The sequence below is a fragment of the Paraburkholderia sp. SIMBA_054 genome (assembly GCF_046534875.1).
In the GTDB taxonomy this organism is placed as follows: Bacteria; Pseudomonadota; Gammaproteobacteria; order Burkholderiales; family Burkholderiaceae; genus Paraburkholderia; species Paraburkholderia hospita.
Map to the genome: position 1 here is coordinate 1 of NZ_JAWRXV010001331.1, position 249 is coordinate 249.

The following is a 249-nucleotide window of genomic DNA, read 5'->3' on the forward strand; positions in this document are numbered from 1 at the left end:
CTGGACCAGCTGGGGGTGGCCGACAACACCCTGGTGGTGTTCACCACCGACAACGGCGCCGAGGTCATGACCTGGCCGGATGGCGGCACCACGCCCTTCCGTGGAGAGAAGGACACCAACTGGGAGGGAGGCTGGCGCGTGCCCTGCGTGCTGCGCTGGCCCGGAGTCGTCGAGTCCGGCCGTGTCATCAACGACATCGCCTCCCTGCAGGATTTCATCCCGACCTTCGCTGCCGCCAACGGCGAGATC

At 67.5% G+C, this 249-nt stretch carries 1 protein-coding gene; it reads left to right on the plus strand.

What is annotated here, in order from left to right:
* Window positions 1–9: 9 nt before the first annotated feature.
* Window positions 10–249, plus strand: a 240-nt coding sequence (locus SB822_RS59405) for a sulfatase-like hydrolase/transferase (protein ID WP_410859415.1), incomplete at its 3' end; no start/stop codon positions are given.